The 18,476-nt window shown below is 70.7% G+C and carries 20 protein-coding genes; 4 read left to right on the top strand and 16 right to left on the bottom strand.

All coding sequences use genetic code 11. The annotated features are described in order from the left end of the window. Window positions 1-41: 41 nt before the first annotated feature. From AC07FY_RS28915 to AC07FY_RS28965, 11 genes are all read right to left on the bottom strand, one after another. Window positions 42-743 (bottom strand): hypothetical protein, encoded by a 702-nt coding sequence (locus AC07FY_RS28915; protein ID WP_479011988.1) that lies wholly within the window; start codon window positions 741-743, stop codon window positions 42-44. Continuing rightward, entirely contained in the window at window positions 740-1,234 is a 495-nt protein-coding gene (locus AC07FY_RS28920; RefSeq protein WP_479011990.1) for a phenylalanine--tRNA ligase beta subunit-related protein, read from the bottom strand. The genes AC07FY_RS28915 and AC07FY_RS28920 overlap by 4 nt, the downstream gene beginning before the upstream one ends. A gap of 288 nt (window positions 1,235-1,522) precedes the next feature. Beyond that, entirely contained in the window at window positions 1,523-2,197 is a 675-nt protein-coding gene (locus AC07FY_RS28925) for a flavodoxin family protein (protein ID WP_479011993.1), read from the bottom strand. Window positions 2,198-2,217: 20 nt separating this feature from the next. Next, complete coding sequence (locus AC07FY_RS28930) at window positions 2,218-3,417, bottom strand: MFS transporter (protein ID WP_479011995.1); 1,200 nt, start codon at window positions 3,415-3,417, stop codon at window positions 2,218-2,220. Further along, entirely contained in the window at window positions 3,417-4,802 is a 1,386-nt protein-coding gene (locus AC07FY_RS28935; RefSeq protein ID WP_479011998.1) for an amidohydrolase family protein, read from the bottom strand. Before AC07FY_RS28935 ends, AC07FY_RS28930 begins: the two co-directional genes overlap by 1 nt. A 90-nt stretch (window positions 4,803-4,892) precedes the next feature. Then, entirely contained in the window at window positions 4,893-5,528 is a 636-nt protein-coding gene (locus AC07FY_RS28940; protein ID WP_479012001.1) for a hypothetical protein, read from the bottom strand. Beyond that, window positions 5,518-6,960, bottom strand: a complete 1,443-nt coding sequence (locus AC07FY_RS28945) for a phenylacetate--CoA ligase family protein (protein WP_479012004.1) — start codon at window positions 6,958-6,960, stop codon at window positions 5,518-5,520. Before AC07FY_RS28945 ends, AC07FY_RS28940 begins: the two co-directional genes overlap by 11 nt. Window positions 6,961-7,173: 213 nt before the next feature. After that, window positions 7,174-7,893 carry an SDR family NAD(P)-dependent oxidoreductase gene (locus tag AC07FY_RS28950; protein WP_479012007.1) on the bottom strand — a complete coding sequence of 240 codons (720 nt, stop codon included), beginning with the start codon at window positions 7,891-7,893 and terminating at the stop codon, window positions 7,174-7,176. Window positions 7,894-7,998: 105 nt separating this feature from the next. After that, entirely contained in the window at window positions 7,999-8,583 is a 585-nt protein-coding gene (locus tag AC07FY_RS28955; RefSeq protein ID WP_361760190.1) for an anthranilate synthase component II, read from the bottom strand. Further along, window positions 8,580-9,995 carry an anthranilate synthase component I family protein gene (locus AC07FY_RS28960; protein ID WP_479012055.1) on the bottom strand — a complete coding sequence of 472 codons (1,416 nt, stop codon included), beginning with the start codon at window positions 9,993-9,995 and terminating at the stop codon, window positions 8,580-8,582. Before AC07FY_RS28960 ends, AC07FY_RS28955 begins: the two co-directional genes overlap by 4 nt. A gap of 320 nt (window positions 9,996-10,315) precedes the next feature. After that, on the bottom strand, window positions 10,316-10,468 hold the full coding sequence (locus AC07FY_RS28965) for a hypothetical protein (protein ID WP_479012010.1): 153 nt from the start codon (window positions 10,466-10,468) through the stop codon (window positions 10,316-10,318). 6 nt (window positions 10,469-10,474) lie between these two features. Here AC07FY_RS28965 and AC07FY_RS28970 point away from each other — a divergent pair, with 6 nt between their 5' ends. The 3 genes from AC07FY_RS28970 to AC07FY_RS28980 all read left to right on the top strand — a co-directional run bounded on the left by AC07FY_RS28970 (window position 10,475) and on the right by AC07FY_RS28980 (window position 12,358). After that, a complete protein-coding gene (locus AC07FY_RS28970) occupies window positions 10,475-10,819 on the top strand; it encodes a hypothetical protein (RefSeq protein ID WP_479012013.1) in 345 nt (114 codons plus the stop codon). 111 nt (window positions 10,820-10,930) lie between these two features. After that, window positions 10,931-11,479, top strand: a complete 549-nt coding sequence (locus AC07FY_RS28975) for a YrhB domain-containing protein (RefSeq protein WP_479012015.1) — start codon at window positions 10,931-10,933, stop codon at window positions 11,477-11,479. A 561-nt stretch (window positions 11,480-12,040) separates the two neighbouring features. Then, on the top strand, window positions 12,041-12,358 hold the full coding sequence (locus AC07FY_RS28980; protein ID WP_479012018.1) for a hypothetical protein: 318 nt from the start codon (window positions 12,041-12,043) through the stop codon (window positions 12,356-12,358). On the opposite strand, the gene AC07FY_RS28985 is transcribed toward AC07FY_RS28980, so the two are convergent. From AC07FY_RS28985 to AC07FY_RS29005, 5 genes are all read right to left on the bottom strand, one after another. Further along, the gene (locus AC07FY_RS28985; protein ID WP_479012021.1) at window positions 12,355-13,725 is read right to left on the bottom strand and encodes a tetratricopeptide repeat protein; all 1,371 of its coding nucleotides are present in this window, start codon (window positions 13,723-13,725) and stop codon (window positions 12,355-12,357) included. The two genes, AC07FY_RS28980 and AC07FY_RS28985, sit on opposite strands and share 4 nt — an antisense overlap. 380 nt (window positions 13,726-14,105) lie before the next feature. After that, window positions 14,106-14,780, bottom strand: a complete 675-nt coding sequence (locus AC07FY_RS28990; RefSeq protein WP_479012024.1) for a nucleotidyl transferase AbiEii/AbiGii toxin family protein — start codon at window positions 14,778-14,780, stop codon at window positions 14,106-14,108. Then, entirely contained in the window at window positions 14,777-15,142 is a 366-nt protein-coding gene (locus AC07FY_RS28995; protein WP_199885690.1) for a hypothetical protein, read from the bottom strand. The genes AC07FY_RS28990 and AC07FY_RS28995 overlap by 4 nt, the downstream gene beginning before the upstream one ends. 911 nt (window positions 15,143-16,053) lie before the next feature. After that, window positions 16,054-16,680, bottom strand: coding sequence for a restriction endonuclease (locus AC07FY_RS29000; protein ID WP_479012058.1), 627 nt, complete (start codon window positions 16,678-16,680; stop codon window positions 16,054-16,056). A 145-nt stretch (window positions 16,681-16,825) separates the two neighbouring features. Further along, complete coding sequence (locus AC07FY_RS29005) at window positions 16,826-17,035, bottom strand: hypothetical protein (RefSeq protein ID WP_356799253.1); 210 nt, start codon at window positions 17,033-17,035, stop codon at window positions 16,826-16,828. 590 nt (window positions 17,036-17,625) lie between these two features. Between AC07FY_RS29005 and AC07FY_RS29010 the strand changes: the two genes are divergently transcribed. After that, entirely contained in the window at window positions 17,626-18,162 is a 537-nt protein-coding gene (locus AC07FY_RS29010) for a DUF4240 domain-containing protein (protein ID WP_479012028.1), read from the top strand. Window positions 18,163-18,476 lie beyond the last annotated feature (314 nt).

Raw genomic sequence — 18,476 nt, forward strand, 5'->3', positions numbered from 1 at the left:
GCTGGTGACGCTTCAAACGGTGTGGTCGGTGGTGCGCCGGGTCATTCGCCGGCGAGGGCCGCCGAGAAGGGCAGGGCGTTCCCGCCGCCCGGCAAGCGGTCCAGTGCGTCGAAGACCTCCAGCCGGCTCTCGGCCTCGGCCGCCAGTGCCCGCGCAGTGTCGGCGAAGTGGTCCTCCAGCGCGGCCCGACCCGGGGCCGCGGGCCCCTCCGGCCCCCCGGCCGTGACCGTGGGTCCCGGCACCCGGGTCAACAGGGGCAACGCCAGGACGCCCTCACCGAGCCGGCTGTTGACGTACGCGGCCGCGGAACGTGCCGCGTCCATGTCCCGCTGCGGATAGGGGCCGACCACGTCGGTCGCTCCGAGCAGCACCAGTTCCGCCGCCCGGAGTGGGTCGAACTCCGCGTCCAGGGGCAGGGTGTCGATGCGCCCTGCCAGTAAGGACAGCGCGGAGACGTCCGCGGGCCGGTAGAAGTGGATGGCCTGCAGGGTGCACCCGGCGGCCGTGAACCCGGCGACGGTGGCGTTCTGCCGGGCGGCGTCACCCGGTACGCGGACGTAGACCCCGCCGACGTACTGGCGCTGCCAGCGGGCCGCGGCCCGCTGGAGGTCGGCCGGTCCAGCGTCGTCCGGGCCGGTGGACGTGCCGTCCGGATCGGCGGATATGAGGATGCGGCGCTGGTGGCGGCTGGGCAGCGGGTCCTGGGAAAGCCGCTCGCACTCGGCCGCGCTTACACCCTTCACAGAAGCACCTCCGACACCTCGGGCTCGGACCCGGCCGCCGTGAGGAGTTCACGCAGCACACCCACCCCCGCGTCGAACGCCTCGGCGGGCAGCCCCGGGGCGTCGTACACGGTGAAGACCAGGTGCCGGGAGCTCTTGGTGACGCTGGTGCGGCGATCGGGGCCCTGGAGTACCGAGGCCACGATCGCCGTCGCGTCCCGTACCACGGGCTCGTCGCGGACACAGGTGACGGTGGAGCGGAACCCGGTGAAGGACTCGCCCTCGCACGCCCAGTCGAAGCGCAGTTCGCCGTCGATGGCGTCCGCGTCCTGGACGCCCATCAGTACCCCGGTGGTCAGCTCCGCATACAGCAGCGTGTCGACGGCCGGCATGATCGAGGGCAGGCCCTTGCTCCGGGCCGCGGCGATCTGGCCGGGCAGCGGACAGGTGTGGCCCTGGGCCTCGAACCACCGGGCGTAGACCCGCGCGACCTCGGCCGCGCGCGCGAACACGTCTGCGACGTCGGACCGTCGCGCCAGTTCCCGGCGCCGCTCATCGAGCAGGACGCCGAGGGCAGCGGGGTCGACCGCTGCCGCGACTGCGCAGAAGCGGGCCGTTCCAGCCGATCCGGACGGCTTACGGCCTGCGCTCAGTGCTGGGGCTTTCAAAGGGTTCTCCCGATTCACTTGCCGCGCGTACTTCGCGTGATCATTCCAACAGCCGGACGGAACCCGCCCAAGGCCACTCAGGACACCGTGGTCCGTACCAGTCTTGACATGTGGACATATCCGGCCACCGGTTCAGTGCGTACGTACCCGCACGACACGTTCATTGCGGTCATCCAACGGCAGGACGGCCTCTCCGGTGACGTCCTCGTGGCGCCGCAGCAGCAGGATCATGTCGAGCATCCGGTGCACCATCCGCTCCACCGCCTCCAGTCCCTCGGTGTCCGTCAGGGCCGGCTCCCGGGAGGTGCTGCGCAGCAGCGCCGGGAAACCGCTGCCCACCAGGATCATCCGGTTGAGCAGCAGGTTGTCCACGAGCTGGTTGTGCACGGACGCCTCGCTGTAGCGCCGGCCGGTGACGATGATCCCGCCCACCTTGTTGGCGAGGGGCCGCTCGAAGCGCAGGAAGCCCACGCCCGCCCGCTCGATGAAGATCTGCATCAGGTGGGCCAGGCCGAATCCGTGCACGGGTGTGGCGTAGATGATGCCGTCGGCCCGCTTCATCTCCTCGACGATCTGCGGCATGGCGTCGGGCAGCGCACAGGGGTCGGCGCGGTAGTTGCAGTCGCCGCAGGGACTACACGGTGAGATGCGGTGGTCACGCAGGGCCACGGTACGGAACTCTGCGTCCCGCAGTGCCACCAGTGCGCCCGCGTGCGCGAGGGCGAGATCGGTGTTCCCGCCGGCCCGTTCGGAGCCGGATATGCCGAGGACGACGGGGCGTCGGCCTTCCACGTGCTGGCCTTTCACGGTTCCCCCTAGTGGGCCGGTCAACGGGACTCGGTGACGAGAGCGGGTTCCTGGCGGGTCCGCAAGCGGGCGCCCGCGAAGGCGGTGGCGAGGGAGAGCGCGGCCAGGCAGCCACCGAACACCCCGAGGGCGTCCAGCGCGTCCGCTCCGCCGTCCCGGATGACCTGCCCGCCGAGGAAACCGCCCAGCGAGATCCCGACGAACGTGGCCGAGGAGTTCAGCGACAGCAGCAGCGGACCCGAGGTGGGCGCGATGGCGAACATCCGGTGCTGCTGAGGGGGCTGGGTCGCCATCGCGGCCAGGCCCCACACCGCCATCGAGACGACGGCGCCCGCCATCGTGTTCCGGGTCAGCGGCAGGGTCGCCAGGACCGCCGCGAGCACCGCGACCGAGACGGCGAGCACCGGGGTGGCGCCATAGCGGTCCGTCGCCCGGCCGCCGAGCGCCGTACCGGCGATCGCGGTGACACCGAACGAGAGCAGCAGCAGGGCGAGCACGGAGCCGTCGCCGTCGGTGACGGGTTCGAGGACCGCGCCGATGTAGGTGAGGCAGAGGTAGCCGCCCGTCATGAACAGCAGCGTGGTGCCCACGGTGAGCAGCACCCGCGGGTCCCTGGCCGGCGCCAGCCGGGCGGCCAGACCGGGCGAGGCCGGCAGCCGCAGCCGGGGCAGGCAGAGGGCCACGGCGGCCGCGCACACCAGGCCCAGCCCGGCGAGCAGCCAGAACGTGGCGCGCCAGCCCAGGTCGGCGGCGACCCAGGTGCCGAACGGGACACCGGCGACGGTGGCCGCGGACAGCCCGCCGAGGACCACCGCCATGGCCCGGCCGCGGCGTTCGGGCGGGGACAGGGCGGCGGCGGAGGCCGAGGCCGCCGGGATGTACAGCGCGGCGCACGCGGCGGTCAGCACCCGAGCGGCCAAGAGCAGGCCGAGGGAGGGGGCCAGCGCGGAGGCGATGTTCCCGACGGCGAAGCCGGCCAGGGACACCACCAGGACCGCGCGCCGCTCCCAGGCACCGGTGAACGCGCCGAGCACCGGGGCGAAGACGGCGTAGGTGAGGGCGAAGAGCGTACTGATCCAGCCGACGTCGGCGTGGCTCACCGCGAGGTCGGCGGCCACCTCCGGCAGGACACCGGCCACCACGAAGGTGTCCGTCCCAATCGCGAACGCGCCGACGGCGAGCAGCGGCAGGACGGGCAGCCGGGCGGGGACCGCGGCCATCACACGGCTCCGAGCGTGGTACGGGCGTCTGCACGGGCGCCCTTTCCCGGGCTGCCGTCGGCCGCGGCCTTGGCCGGGCTGCCGTCGGTTGCGCCCGTATCCGTACCCGCGCCCGGGCCCGTACGGAAGGCGGCGGGGTCGCCGGCGACGAACTCGCCGCCGAGGAGGACCGCCTCGATGCCGCCGGGACGGCTGAGGACTGTGATGTCCTCGGCCGGGTCGCCGCCGGTGATCACCAGGTCCGCGAGGCGTCCCGGTTGGACCGTGCCCGCTTCGTCCCCCCGCCCTGCGAGCTGTGCGCCGTTGGCCGTCGCCCAGGTCAGCACGGTGGCCGCGGGGATGCCCGCCATAGTCACGTAGGTCTCCAGTTCCTCCGCGTAGCTGCCGTGCGGGGTCCATGCGAAGCCGAAGTCGTCGCCTGCCACGATGGGGATGCCCATCTCGACCATGAGCGGCAGGATCCGCAGCGTGTTGTCGATCTCCGCCTGGAACTCCAGCGTCTCCAGGTAGTCCGGCGTCTTGCCGTGCTGGGTCCCGGTGGTCAGGAGCTTGTGCGGCTGGTGCAGGCTGGGGACGACGAACATGCGGCGCTCGGCCATGGCCTCCAGCGCTGCGTCGTCGGCGTAGGTGGCGTGGTCGATCACGTCCACCCCGGCTGCGATGGCGTTGCGGATGCCGCCGAGGCCCCGGGAGTGGGCGCGGATCAGCGCGCCGTGCTCGTGCGCCGTCCGGCTGGCGATCTTCAACTCCTCGGCGGTGAAGAGGAGTTCGTGTGACCTTCCGTTCGGGAAGGTGTCGTCGCCCGAGGAGAAGACCTTCACGATCTCCGCGCCCTCGGCGATCTCTCCGGCCACGTACGCGGCCATTTCCTCCGGGGTGTCGGCCAGCCGCATCAGGTCGGTCGGGATCCGCTTCTTGACCTCGGGATTGCGTCGCTCCGGCGGTCCGGACACCATCAGGTCCCGGCTGCACGGGGTGATGCGCGGGCCGCGCAGCCGCCCGGAGTCGACGGCCCGGCGCAGAGCCATGTCGATGCCCGCGACCGAACCGGCGCCCACGAAGGCGGTGTAGCCGAGCGGAAGCAGCCGGGTGGCGTTCTCGGCGGCGGCGAGGGTGACCTCGGGTATGGAGTGCTTGAAGAGCATCTCCCGCCCGTCGACCACGTTCAGGTAGGCGATGTGGGTGTGCCCGATCGTCATCCCGGGCATGACGGTGCGGCCGTCGAGGTCCAGGACGTCCACACCGGACGCGTGGACGGGCGCGAGGTCCTCCGGCAGGACGGCCTCGACGCGGTCTCCGTCGAGCAGCACGCTGCGGCGGGGCACCGACGCCCGGCCCAGGCCTTCCTGAACGGTGGCGCGGTGCAGCAGGGTCTTGCGTGGCATGGTCTGTGCTCCCCCGTGTTCGGCCGTCTCCAGCCTGGTTCGGCGTGATGGGGCCGGTCCGGCGTGGTCGAGCCCGGCCGGGTCCGGCGTTCAGGTGTGGGACGGGCCGGCGTGGCCGAAGACCGTCCAGACGATCTCGGCCCCGGGTCTGCGGGCCACCCAGCCCAGCCCGTGGGCGTGTACCCCGGGCGCGTTGGTGACCGCCAGGTCAGCGCCGCCCGCCGCCAGCAGCTCGGCGGCGTGCTGCGTGGAGTCGACGTCCACCCACCTCACCTCGCGCCCGCTGAGCGCGGCGGGCGCCACCTCGGCGTAGATCCGGCGCACCTCCCACATGGCGGCGACGCGCAGCGGTCCCGTGTCTTCGTCCACTACGGCCGTGTGCGGAGCGGACGCGATCCCGTACTCGGGCGTCGCCTGCGGGAAGAACGCCACCAGCCGCAGGTCGCGGTGCCAGTGGAAGCGGGTCAGCCCCTGGTAGGCGCTGGGTACCAGGGCGTAGTCCACCTTCCGGTCGACCAGCGCCGCCAGGACGTCGTCGAAGGTGTTGAACAGCCTGATGTCCAGGCCGTAACGCTCCACGAGCGGACCGGCGGCGACATGGCTGGAGGTCCCGGACGGGCCGAGCGTGCCCAGGGTGGTGCCGGGCCGTTCGGACCAGAGGGCGGTCAGGCTGTTCCAGCGCGCGGTGTACTCCTCGGTGAGCCGCCGGGCGGTGTCAGCGCTCATAGCCGCGGTTCGCCGCCATTCGCTGGGCTACCTGGGTCTCGTGGTCGGGCGCCGAGCGCCGGTCGACGATGCGGGCGGCCTTCCAGCTGACGAAGGCCCCGGTGCTGACGATCGGGTCGAGACCGTCGCTGAGCTCGGTCTCCACCGGTACGCCCAGGGCCTCGCCGGCCCGTGCCGAGACCGCGGCGGCGAGTCCCTCCGGGTCCTCGGCGAGCCCCTTCAGGAGTTCGAGGCGGACCGTCAGCTGGTCCTGGCCGGTGTTGTCCCGATCGATGACGACCTGGTATCCGACGGAACCGGTCACCCCGGTCAGTACGGCGGTCTCGATCTGCCCGGCGGTGAAGCGCCGGCCGCCGAGGACGAGCCGGTCGAGGGTGCGGCCGACGATGCGTACGACGTCACCGGGCATCGCGCAATCGCAGTCGGACGGCTCGATGACGACGGCGTCGCCGGTGCGGTAGCGCACCAGCGGCTTCACCCCGTCCACCAGCATCGTCACGGTCAGTTCACCACTGCCGTGGGATCCGTGCGGTTCCCCGGTCTCCGGGTCCACGACCTCGATGAGGTAGTTCGTCTGCGACAGGTGCATCCGCTTGCGGTGGCAGGCCGTCGCGATGACGAAGGCCTCCTGGGAGCCGTAGAGGATGTTGTAGACGTCGGCGCCCCAGACGGACTCCAGGTTGGTGGCCAGCGCCGGCGTGCACATCTCCCCGGTCACGAAGAGGAGTTTGACGCCGAAGTCCCGACGCAGGTCGTAGCCGAAGTGCTCGGCGGCCTTGGCCAGGGTCAGCGCCACGCCCGGCGTACAGCAGATCACCTCCAGCTCCAGCTCCTTCATCAGCTGGAGGGCCTTGGGGAAGCCGATCACCGGGGAGTACGGCCAGATCTTGGCGTTCATCGAGCCGGTGTTGCGGGCCACGTCGCCGAGGGTGTCCCCGAAGGAGTGCACTTCGGTGGGGCCCATCAGCCCGATGCGGGGCCGGTGGCCCCCGAAGTGGTGCCGGAAGATCGACGCCCAGGACTCCGTGACGTGCGCGTTGCTGGCGACGACCTCGCGGCCATCACGTGGGCAGGGGGTAGCCGCGCCGGTGGTGCCGGTGGTCTCGTAGAAGAACACCGCCTCGGACAGCGGACGGCTGAGCACGTCCAGCATTTCGGTGCGCAGGTCGGCCTTGGTGGTGAAGGGCAGCTCCGCCAGCGTCGCCGGGGTGACGGCGTCCAGGTCCACGCCACTGAGCCGGCGGGCGTAGAAGGGCGAACCGGCGCGCACTTGCTCCAACACCGTGCGCAGCTGGCGGGCGCGCCAGTCGTCGAGGGCCTGCGCGCTGAGGGTGCGGTCGTAGAAGGACTGGTGCAGGGCGAGGTAGCGCTCCGCGAACTCCGCGGCGGAGCCCTGGGTGGGCAGCCACATGGTGTGGGTCCTCTCGGTCATGTCCGACACGCGTGGGACGGACGAGGCATGGGCGAGGCGTGCGGGGGCGTGCGCGCGGGGGCAGTACGGGGCTCCGGGCGCGGGACGCCGATGTGGGGCGCCGATGTGCGGGGTCGGTCCCCCGTGCGCCGGGGTGCGCCCGGCGGACGGGCCCGTACGGCTCCGTGCCCCGTACGGCGGCCGGCCTGCGTTACCCGGTCCGGTCAGGTCGGGTCAGTGCAGGCCGCCGTTGACGTCCAGGACGCTCGCGGTGGTGTAGCCCGCGTCGGGGCCGGCCAGGTGGAGCACGGCGGAAGCGACCTCGGACGCGGCGCCGAATCTCCCCAGAGGGATGCGGTCCCGGTAGTCCTGGGCGCGCTTCGCGGGGATCCGGGCGGCCATCGGGGTGTCGATCAGCCCCGGGGCCACCGCGTTGACGCGGATGCGGTACGGCGCGAGCGAGCGGCCCAGGCCGAGCGTCAGGGCGATTACGGCTCCCTTGGAGGCTCCGTACGCGCTGTCGGGGCTGCCGGACTGTCCGCTGATGGAGGCGATGTTGACCACGCTGCCCGGCAGGCCGGCCGCGATCAGGCCGCGGGCCAGGGCCTGCGTGGCGAAGAAGGCCGCCCCGACGTTGACGTCGAAGACCCGCCGGTAGTCCTCGGGCCGGTAGTCGAGGAAGTCCCGTGCCTCGTAGATCCCGGCGTTGTTGACGAGGACCGCGGGCAGCCCGTACTCCTCGTCGATCAGCCGGAAGGTCTTCTCGACGGCCGCCGGGTCACCGAGGTCGGCCACCAGCGTGCCGTGGGCCGCCGGATCGGCTGCGTCGGACCGGTCGACGGACAGCACCCGGTGCCCCGCTCCGGCCAGCGCGGCGGTGACGGCCCGCCCGATGGCCCCGGCGCCGCCGGTGACGACGGCGAGCGGCGGCGGTGTGCGTTCTGCTGTGCTCATTTCCGTGTTCCCCCGTGGATGTGACGGTGGTGCGGTGAAGCGGCGAAGCAGTGCTGCGGTGCTGCGGTGGTGCGGTGGTGCGGTGGTGCGCCTGGCGGCCACCGGTCAGTGGGCCGCCGGGCTTCGAGCCCCTTCGAGGAAGTTCCCGAAGAGCGTGAGCCCCTCCTGCGTCATCACGCTCTCCGGGTGGAACTGCACGCCCTCGACGGGGAGCGTGCGGTGCCGCAGGCCCATGACGTACCCGTCGTCGAGCGAGGTCGCCGTGACCCGCAGGTCCCGCGGTACCGGGTCGGTGACGATCAGCGAGTGGTAGCGGGTCACGGTCAGCGGCCCCGGCACCCCTGCGAAGACGCCTTCCCCGTCGTGCTCGACCGGGCTGGTCTTGCCGTGCATCAGGTTCTGCGCCACCGCGATCCGCCCGCCGTGGGCCAGGGCGATGGCCTGGTGCCCCAGACACACGCCGAGCAGCGGCACCTGTCCCGCAAAGGCGTGCACGAGTTCCACGTGCCCCGAGTCGGCGGGGTGCCCCGGCCCCGGGCCGAGGACCACCGCGTCGGGCGCGGACGCCCGGAGCTCCTCCACGGAGCGGGTCCGCGAGCGGACCACCTCCGTCCGCGCGCCGAGCATGAGCAGGTACTGGTCGATGATGTGGCTGAAGCTGTCGTACGCGTCGACGAGCAGGACTTTCACGGAAGCAGTTCCTCACCGGTCAGCGCCCAGTACGTGGCGCTCATCTTGGCCAGGGTCTCCCGCCACTCTCCGGCGGGGGTGGAGTCGGCGACGATGCCGGCCGACGCCTGGGTCGAGTAGCGGTGACCGTCGTGGACCGCGGTACGGATGCACAGCGCCAGCATCGTGAAGCCGCGCACGTCGACCACGCCGAGGGCGCCCGCGTAGATGCCGCGCGCGTCGTCCTCGATGTCGTTGATGATCTCCATGGCGCGCAGCTTGGGCGCCCCGGTCATGGTGCCGGCCGGGAAGGTGGCGCAGACGGCCGCCCAGACGTCCGTATCCGTGTCGATCCCGCCGGTCACCGTCGACACCAGGTGGTGCACGTACGCGAACGGCTCGACCTCCATCATCGTGCCGACGTCCAGTGTGCCCGGGCGGCAGACCCGGCCGATGTCGTTGCGGCACAGGTCCACCAGCATCACGTGCTCCGCCTGCTCCTTGGCGCTGGCCCGCAGCCCGGCGACCCGGCGGGCGTCCTCGGCCGGGTCGGCGGCGCGCGGCGCGGTGCCCGCGATGGGACGCATGGAGAGGGTGCCGTTCGCGATGCGGATGAACAGCTCGGGGCTGGCGCCGATCACCGTCCGCCCGGCCCAGGGGACCAGGTACATGTACGGGGACGGGTTGCGGTGGCGCAGCCGCCGATAGACCTCCTTGGGCGTCAGGTCGGTCTCGACGTCGAAGCGGTGGCCGATCTGGATCTGGTAGCTGTCACCGACCCGGATGTGGCTCAGGCAGCGGTCCACGCGTTTGGCGAAGGTCTCCTCGTCCACCGTGCCCCGCACGGACCGGGCGGCCGGTGCGGGCGGCACGGCCGTCTCCGAAACCGCCGCCGCGGCGGCCTTCACCAGCACTTCCGCCAGCGGCTGCCCCGTGTCCCGCGGCCACAGATCAGACCGCGCCGACAGGTGGCGCACCGAACCGGTGGGCACGTCGTACCAGAGCGTGTCGCGGAACAGCGCGAGGGTGCAACGCGGGACGTCCGTCTCGTCCTGGCTCTGCGGGAGCTGCTCCATGTTCCACGCCGCCTCGTAGGACAGGGTGGTGAGGAATCCGAAGGCGAAGGTGTCGGTGGGCACCTCGGTGTCCACCTCGAACGCGCCCTGGAACCGCCGCAGGATCCGCCACACCTCCTCGGGCCCCCGCACCTCCCACACCCACCCGCTGCCGGCCTCGGTCCCCCCGAGCAGGGGCCCGAGCACCGCCCCCAGCTCGGGGCGGGCGCTCAGCTCCACCCGCCCGGCGAACACCCTCAGCTCGGCGAGCAGCCCCCACCCCACGGCCGCGGACAACCGGTCCTGAGCCGGCCCGTCCAGGCTCTCCAGCAGGTACACGTCGCCCGCGGACCGGACGTGTGACAGGGCCTCGTACACGCTCAACGGGTCACTGGGGCCATGTGCGGCGGACTCAACCCGGACCCGAACGCCCCTGGTGGTCCTCGGTACTGACAACACAGCCACTGATGAAAGCCTCTCCCCCGGTATGTGCCGCGACTCGAGCCGAACTCCGGCGATCCACGGCTGTACGACGACTTCATCGCACGGGGAACGAACGGTCCATACCACTTGCCCGATTCCCCAGGGGACCACTCTTGCCATCCGGCCCCCAGCCCCTCCCCCGGCCGCACCCACCCCGACCACGGCCGACGTCCTGAACGACCGGGGCAGCCGTGAACCGCGGGCCCGCAGCGTCGTCACGCGGGATCGGGCAGCAGCGCGTCGAGGCGATCGCCGCGATCATGTCGGCGCAGCACGACGAAGAGCTGACCCTGCTCCTGATGGAGAACGCCCAGCCCTCCAGAGGCGGCCAGAGTGCCGCACCAGTAGGTGACAGTGATCGCCATCATGGGGCAATGACGAACCTGAAGCTGACCACCAACAGTGTTTGGCGGCTCTACCACGGGAATCGCGAGATCGCCCGGCTGACCGTGACTGGAGCCGATATGCCCTGGACCTACGCCGCAGTCGAGGCACTTCCCGGTTTCGAACGGTTCCGTTCCCTCTTCGCCGAGCAAGAGCGGGCAGGCGACGAAGAGGACTGGGAGCGGGCCGAGGCCTGCTACACCCAGATCCGCGGTGCGCTCACGATGACGTTCCCCGACGGCACCCCGGTAGCTGAGTTCATGCTGCACATCCACGACGACGGCACCGCCGGCTGGCGCTGGCACGACGAGCCCTTCGACGCGGAGCAGGAGTGACACGCTGGGCCTCGCTACGGAGCAGATGCCCGAGAGGCCCGGGTCGTGCCGAGACCTACCGAGCCCGGAAATAGGCGAGCGGCAGCCGAGTCCGGCTCGTACGGTGGCCGGATGATTTCCCGTGAGTGGGCCATCGAGGTCGTGGAGCGCCAACTGCGCGCGGAAGCGGGGGCCTCGCCCGAGACGGCCATGGTCGTCATCGATGTTCAGCCGCACGAACTGGGCTGGTTGGTCACCTGCCAGTCGACGGCGTACGCGCGCTCCCGCGACGACCGCGACATGTTCATCGGCAACGGCCCTTTCCTCGTCGACGCGCTGGACGGGAGCCTGCACATGGTGCGCAGGCACTTCTGCGTCGACGGACTGGAATGGCCTGACCAGTACCGGGAGAAGGTTCGGGGCGAGATCCCGCCCCGGGAGCTCGATGTCGAAGTGCACCGGCTCTGCGCTCTCGGGCGCAAAGCGGAGGCATACCGGGCTGTGCGGCGAGCCGGTGGCGGGCTGAGTCCGGCAGACGCGCTGCGCTACGTCGATGCGGTCGCAGCCGGAGCTGAGCCTCCTGCGGATCTGCTGTCCCGTCTGCCCCAAAGGGACACCAGCCATCCGGCGATCACCACGTACAGCGGCCCGAACCCAGAACCTACCCAGCCGCTGCGCTGACCACGGCACCCGATGCGGTGTACCGGGAACCGGCATGAAACATGCGCACCGCACGAAGGTACGCCGATGAGCTGGGGACCCCTTCCTCGCCCATGCCGTCCGCAGCCCGACGCACCTCGCGCTCGGGGTCGGTCAGGCAGGGCAGCCTCCGGGAGTAGCCGGGAGATCTCCGTGCAGATCATGGCGACCGGGCTGCCGGGCCAGTGCGGTGACTCGCGGTCGGTCTGGTCGTGGTCGGCGAGGGTGGCGAGCAGCGTCAGCAGCTCGTCGCGCTTGTGCGGGACGCGGCCCTCCGCGTGGTCGCGGTCGTGGCCGGCCAGCTGCCGGCCGAGCCGGGACCTGTCACACGCGTGCGGGACATCGCCTCGTCCATGTCCGTGCCGTGGGAAGCGAGTAGTAGAACTGCACCCTCTACAGCGCAATGGACATGTAAGTGTCGTGCGCAGAGCAAATGTCAGTGGCGCTCAGAGTTGTGTCAGTGGGACGGTCCTCACCTCACGAAGGGGCTGCGGTGTCTGTGCAGGGTGCCTGACCCTGCGGTCCGTCGGGTTGGATGGCACCGTGGAGAGACGACCCAAGACGAAGAAGAAGCGACCTCCGTTCGGCATACCGAGGGAGATCATCCTGCTGTCCGGGCAAGAGACGTGGCCCTACACGTTCATTGCCGATGATTCGGGTGGCGGATGCGGCAAGGTCCCGCTGCCCGCCGACGCGGCTCTCGAGGACGTACAGGCGGCGATCTTCACGCAACTCGCGGACCACACCCGCACACTCCACGGCGTCGAGATCGACGTTGTGTGGTCCTCCCTGACGCCGGATTCGTGGGTAGGTCACATCCAGCGCGTCACCACGGAGGGTGACATCCAGCGACACCTCTAGAAGGGCGACTCCAAGGAGTACCCGTTCTCGCCCAGTGGGACGGGCCCGGGCTTCGGTTTGGCAGCTCGCTGCTCGGCCGCCGTGGGGTGGATGGCGATCGCCTCGGCCGCCTGCCCTTGCCGGACCAAGACCTTGCACAGTTCCTCACGTGCCTTGATCGTGCCGAGGGCTCGCAGTTCGGCAGCAGCGGAGTCGAATTGGCCGGCCGCGCTGAAGAGGTCGGCCTTGACGATGCGGCAGTCGGTCCAGGGGCGCGGGTCGGCCTCGGCCAGGGCGATCGCCTCGTCGACTCGACCAAGGCCGGCGAGGGCCAACGCTCGCCACCAGTGCTGGAACTCCTCGTGGTCGTGGTGGGGCACGACACTGGGGTGCTCCACCAGGTGGAGCAGTTCCTCGGGGTGCTCGAGGAGCGGGTAGACGAGGGGTACCAGGAGGTTGGAGCAGTCGTACCAGCCGAAGCCGGGTTCGGCCACGGCGATCGCGTCGTCCAGTCGGCCGTCCCGCAGCAAGGCCGAGGAGAGCCAGGCCCGGTACCCGACCCAGTCGTCGGCGGCGATGGCTTCGCGCATCACGGTCTCGGCTTCCTCGGCCCGACCGTGCTCGCGAAGGGCACCAGCGTAGATGTCCAGGACGGTGCGCGTGTTCCGCCCGGTGGCCAACTCGCGCAGTTCGTCGAGCCGACCATGACGCGCCAGAAGCCCGGCGTAAGCGGTGAGAGTGTTCTGTGCGAGGTAGTGGTGGCCGGCGATGTCCTGACCGAGGATCCGGATCGCTTCGTCAGTACGCCCAGCACGCTCCAGTACCTGGGCCTGGAGTTCCTGCGCGTTGGAGAAGGGGTGGTTCCACCGGCTTTCGCCCTGGGCGTGGCGCGCACTGTCGGCGTGCGGGGCGATGAGCTCCAGTATCTGCTCGTCACGGTTCTGGCCCTCGGTGATTTCCACGAGGACGGACAGGGTCCACCATCCGTCGATGTGCGGGACGAGCAGATCGACGGCCTCGTCGATGCACCCTGCCTTGGCGAGCAACCTGGCGAAGTCATGGCACTCGGCTTTCGAGATCCCACCGGCTGCGTCCGGGCGTGCCAGATCCAGTGCTTCCTGCGGCCGTCCCGCCCGGAGCAGGATGTCGGCCTTCGCCCACAAGGCGGTCGGCCACCCGGTCGCGACGAACGGCTCCATCACCTGCAGCGCCCGCCCGAACTCCCCTGCCCGGCACAGCTCCTCCACCGCACCTTTCGCGCAGAACCACTCGCCGCGTTCCGCCGCCGCCTGGATCACCAGTTCCAGGTGACCGTGCTCCAACAGGAAGTCCACGCTTCTCGGGGCGAGGCCGCCGAAGTTGCTCGCCTGCCAGGCAAGATCATCCATGTGCATGAACGGGAGCGTAGATGCACCCCCTGACACCCGCTGTCCAGGGGTTCCCGACCGGGTCGGCTCGCCTCACGACGGGAGAAGCGATCCCTGGGGGCTTTCTGCGATAGCCAGCTGCTCCGTCGGCCTCGGCGCCGGCTCGACCTGCCCCTCGCACGCGGGGTTGAACCCCGCGTACCGTCGTCCGTCCAGGTCCCCGCGGCCGGCTCCCCCGCATGCGGGGAGGAACCCGAGAGACCGCGCCGCGCGCGCCCGCTACGGAGGCACCGCTGGCTCTTCGGTGCGAGCGTGACCGATCAGCCTCAGGAGTGCCGCCGGCCCGTGCTCAATACCTACGTGTGGCAGGATCCCCGCAGCTCACTGGCCTGCACATGGGGTCAGCTGTCGCCGTCCTGGCCGTCGTCATCGTGCAGGCGCTGCTCCAGATCGTTCACCCAGCGCTGGGCCCAGGCGCGGAGCTCGGCCGTCTCGTCTTCGGTGAGGCCGTAGGCGGCGAACTCCTCGTCGTCGGCCCAGTCCGCGCCGGCGAGGCGGTCGCGCAGATCGTGGAGGCGGAACTCGTCGCGCCCGTGCCGCCTGCCGAGGCGCTCCAGCTCGTTGGTGGTGCGGTGTCGGGAGGCCGCGTGCACGTCGATGAGGTCGCGGACGGCGCCGCGGTCGGCCAGGGCGCGGACCTTGGTGCCGATGACGGAGTCGAAGGCGAGGACCGGCCCGTACTCGGTCTGTGCCGGCGGGGTCCAGAAGTGTTCCTTGAGGACGTCCACCTCGCACTCCTCGCCGGTGTCGGGGTCGGCTGCCATCAGGCGGGCGGTCAGGGCGTCCACGTCGATCACGCGCACCTGCCAGCCCCGTGCGGTCAAGCCCCGCTCGAGGTCCGCGACGATCTCGGCCATGGGGGCCGGGTTCTCGGTGGCCACGTCCAGGTCCTGGCTGAGCCGCTCGACGAGGCCGTGGGCCTGGACGGCGTACCCCCCGGTGATCACGAGGGGGTAGGGGGCGCCGATGTCGATGACGGCGGCCAGGAGCCGGCGATGCAGGTCGCTCAGGTTCACGCTGCGGCGGATTCGGTGGTCGCCAGCTCGGGGAAGGCTTCCTCCCACACCTGCCGCAGATGCCTGCTGATCAAGGTGCGCAGGACGGGCCACTGGGCCAGGAGAAGGTCGCGGTTCAGCAGGGTGACAAGGTCTTCGTGCTGTCCTTCGGCCAGGACGGTGCGGTACAGGCCCATGCGCAGGCGGGGGCGGTCCAGGTCGTAGGCGCGCAGTCCGGACCAGGCCACGTGCAGGGGCAGCTCGACGACGCCGTGCCGCGGACCTGCGAGTTTCTCCAGCGAGGCGGGCAACCGGCCCGCGTACCGTGCGTGCAGTACCTCGGCGGCCGACGGCGCCGCGCTGCTGGAGGAGAGCGTGACCATGGACCCGATTATCCCGTGTCCCGTCCGTCTCCGGTACCGCAGACGCGGCACTCCGCCCCGACGGCTACACCGGCACGCCGTGGGGCTGCCGACCCAGCCCGGTCCGTGCCGAGATCATCCGGGCCCGTGCGGAATCGGGCGATTGCAAGAGGTCTTCCATGTCTCATGTACGCGGTCGACGGCCGCAAGGGTGCCGACCTCGCAGAAGGAGTCACCGGCCCACGGGCCCACAAGGGGCACGTGCCTGCGCCTCGCACTCCGGTTCGCGGACTGCCCCAGACGCGAAAGGTTCCGGGACTGGCGAGCGCGCGTCCACGACAGTGGGAGCGCGGGCCCTGCGCGGAGCGGCTGGTCCGCGGCCGTAGGACAAGGAGGGCCCGGCCATCAGCCGGGCCCTGCTGGGAGCCGGCTTACCGGGATAACCCGGACGGCGAGCTCACGGTGGTGGCGGGGGCCGACGGGTTCGAGGTCTGCGGCGTGCCGCCGCCTCCGCCGCCGAGTGCCGCCAGGATCAGGATGAGGATGAGCAGCCCCCCGCCGCCTGCGGCAGCCGCGGCCGCCGGCGTCCCGATCCGCCGGCGGTGAGGCCGTACGTAGGTACCGTCCGCCCGGTAGTGCCCGCGCACGCCCGTGGTCAGGACCACGTCCTGCGGGAGCGAAGGGCGCGGGCCAGTACGCTGCGATGGGATCGCATGAGCCGACTTGGGCCGGGTCCGCCGTGTGTGCGGCCGGACGTAGGTGCCGTCCTTGCGGTAGTGCCCTTTGACGTGAGCCATGGGTGGTCCATCCCTTGACGAGTCGGGGAGGTGCGCGACGACGGCCCGCTCGGCCGCAATTTTCAAAGTAGACCCGCTCACTGACAACGCCGGGCACGCAGATCGCGCACGGGCCGAGCACGGGTGCCGCTATCGCTAGGAGAGGGGGGACTGGCGGCGGGGCGGAGGTACCGCGCGCAGCAACTCCCACAGGGGTCGCGAACCAGCGGCCCATTCGGCGAGCACGTGGCGGTCCACCAGGTGCAGGCGCTGGTCCTTGGCGAAGTCGACGGCGTTGCTGGTGATCCTGCCGTTGGTCAGCATGACCAGGACGTCGCCGCCGTGGACCTGCCGGCCGGTGCCGTTGAGGACGTGGAGATCGGGGGTGCCGACCGGCTTCCCGGACCAGCCGGCCGTGCGGTGCTTGCACTGGATCACCCAGCGCCGCCCGTACGGATCGGTCGCCTTCACGTCCGCACCGTTGTCGCCGCGGCCGCCGACCCGCTGCGCGTCCGCGCAGCCGTCCCGGTGCATGAGGTCGCGCACCGCGAACTCGAACTGCGTGTGGTGCAGGCGGTCCAGCTGCTCCATCGCGTAGCGAAGACCCTGCGCGCGCACCTGCTCCCAGCGCGCTGCTTCCCCGCGCCGCCAGATCCAGGCCCCGCCCGCCCCTGCCGCCGCCAGGACGAGGAGGACGACGACCCAGGGATGCTCGGCCAGCCACCGCAGTGCGGTGGCAACCAGACTGAATACGACCGCGGCCGCGAAAGCGAACAGGAGCATCTGCTCCACGTTCTGGTTCTTGCGCCGCCGGGGTCGCCGTACGGAGCGCCGGACCGGACGGCGCCGCCCGCTCACCTGCTCCTCCACACGGATGAGGAACCCGCCGTATCGCAGCCGAGCGATGGGCGAAGGGAATCGGCAGAGGTCATTGGCCCGCCTGCGATACGCCGCTGACAAGCTGGCCGAGGAAGCCGGCGATGCCCTGGCCTACGTCGGTGGGGGCAAGCATGATGCCCAGCGCCAGGACGATGACCACGGTCATCTTCTCGTCGAACCGGCTGCGGGCCTCGGTGCGCCGGCGCAGCCGCAGCACAACGATGACCACCAGCAGTACCGCGACATTGATCGTCAGCAAGTGCCCGTCCCCCCGCCAGAACAAGGGGCAGCGGACGACAGCCCCCGGTTCTTGTGTAGTGGGAGGTCAGCGACGATGGGGCCGGTTTGCAGGGGATTGGCGGCAATGCAACGGGCTGGCCGAATTCGGCAGGCAGCGCGTTCGAAAGCGTCCTTGCACGGGGCTGTCCGCCGGCCTTGCTCGCCGTGTCACTGAGATTTCGTGCTGTATGTCGGACTCGGCGAAAGTACGCGGAAAACAACGGTCTGCTTGAGTAGAGTCCCAGGTCAGCAAGCCTGCTCCCCGCGCACGCGGGGATTGACCCGCGTCCCCCTTGTCGCCGCGATCGTGCTGGACCTGCTCCCCGCGCAGGCGGGGATTGACCCACCAACGACTCCGGCAGCGCCGAAGGGAACGGCTTCGGGATCTGCGAACGCCAGGGCGCACCCGTCCCAGGACCTCCGCGATCCGCCAGCTCGTCTTCCAAGCCGAACCTGGAGCCGATCTGTGCACCCGGCGAGAACACAAGCTGACAGGAGCGACGCGGCTGCTCTGATGGCGGGCTCTCCCGATCAGCCCGATGTCAGTACCAGGTGGCAGGCTCTGCCTCCATGAACAAGCAGCAGTTCTGGCAGCTCATCGAGGCAGCCCGCGAACAGGCGTCCAATCCGAACGACGGCGAAGCGGTCGCTCGCGAAGCCACCTCGCTGCTCGCCTCCCGGCCGGTCGAGGAGATCGTCGCCGCTGAGCAGGTGCTGTGGGATCTGATGGTCGACTCCTACACCAATCCTCTGTGGGCCGCTGCTTACAGCGTCAACGGCGGGTGCTCCGACGACGGCTTCGACTACTTCCGCGGCTGGTTGATCGCCCAGGGCCGTGAAGTGTTCGAGCGCGTAGTCGCTGATCCCGATGCCCTGGCAGAACTGCCCGTCGTTCAAGCCGCCGCAGCCGACGGCGTCGATCTGGAGGGCGAGGACATGCTGGGCATCGCCTGGAACGCACACATCTCCGCGGCCGGTGATCAGCTCCCCGCGGACTCATTCACCATCCGCTACCGGGAGCTGGACCCCGCTTGGAACTTCGATTTCGATGACCACGACGAAATGACGCGCCGACTGCCCCGCTTGGCAGCTCTCTACCTGGAGTAAGCGGAAAGCTCGCAGCCAGAAGATGAGGTCACGTCGAGTCTGCCCCTGTCTCTGCCCCTGTCTCCGCCCCCTGCGAGTGTTCGCGTCGTTCGGAGGACATGGCGCATTCCGCCAGTGCCGGTGATCAGCTCAGGAGAGAGTCGGCGAGGGCTTGCGTTCCCGTTCGCGGGTCCGCTCGATCGGCACTGGGCGACAGGCACAGCGCATGCACGTCGAGTACCCCAGCTCTCCACGGATTGCGACGCGACTGCGAGAGAGTCGCACGCAGCAACGTCCACCGCGTGAGCCATGCTGACGGGCTGCCGGTACGCCGT

It is taken from the genome of Streptomyces sp. NPDC045967 (assembly GCF_056430495.1).